Source organism: endosymbiont of Lamellibrachia barhami (assembly GCF_011947365.2).
In the GTDB taxonomy this organism is placed as follows: Bacteria; Pseudomonadota; Gammaproteobacteria; order Chromatiales; family Chromatiaceae; genus QGON01.
In genome coordinates this window covers 1,691,976-1,692,952 of record NZ_JAAVSH020000001.1, presented here as the reverse complement: position 1 = coordinate 1,692,952, position 977 = coordinate 1,691,976, and the positions used below count along the sequence as shown (strand labels likewise).

At 43.4% G+C, this 977-nt stretch carries 1 protein-coding gene; it reads left to right on the top strand.

All coding sequences use genetic code 11. The annotated features are described in order from the left end of the window. On the top strand, window positions 1-977 hold a 977-nt coding region (locus tag G9Q73_RS07550; protein ID WP_177419244.1), incomplete at both ends, for a hypothetical protein.

The following is a 977-nucleotide window of genomic DNA, read 5'->3' as shown; positions in this document are numbered from 1 at the left end:
CAGAGAAAGCGGCAACAGAAAATAGAAGAAGAAGGGGGTAGTGCCTACACTGCGATGCGTGAATGGGATCGGCGAATACCGCAGGAAGACAGGGTGCAGTTGGCAAGGAATTTTCAGCGCATATGGGAGGATGAAGGACTCAAACCTCGTGATCTTGAGGAATCCTCGTCTGGGAGCTTGAGAACAGATCTCAGCCGCATGCGTAATCCTGAGGGTAAGAATGTCATTGCGACAGCTGCTATCTGGTTACATTACATTGATCTTATTCGTAACGTTACGGATAAGAGAAAAATGAAATTACCCTTTGACTTGCTAATGCTGAGATTGACTAGAGGAACCCGGTTTCACCCAATGATCCAGAAAACTGATAACTACGAGACTCTATTGATACCAGGCTATAAATTAAGAGCAGATAAGATCGGGAAGAAGTTTGGATTGTTGGGTGCCTATCGTTCGATAGCTGAGAAGGCCGTAAAAAACAATATCAAAGTTGCGAAAAAAGGATTTGGACAGTCTCTCATTCAAGGTAATTCCCTCTATTCACAGTCTGAAACGCCATTGTCAACTGTCTTAAATGAAGAGTATCTGAAAGATAGGGGTTGGGCAGACAAACGCTTTGCTGATCTTTCCTTAGCTAATCTGATTGAGGTTAGAGATATTTTGCGCGAATGTGAGGAGAATGAATTCAAGCAAACGAATATCCGTACTGATTATGGCTCATATTCTATATCCGAGTATGTAAACGCAATTAACGTGACCTCTATACTGTTTTATGAGGATGACGGACTAATTTCACTATACTTCGGGAAGGATCGAGAATTTATACCTCATTGCTTGCTCGGAATTAGTCGAGAAGGCTGGGTTATGCCAGAGTCAAGTAGTGATGACGCACTGACATACTGGCTGGGTGATGACGGTGTGAGAGACATTTTTTGTACGGACGATGTAGGCGGTGGGCATGTTTACCTGATCCTCTA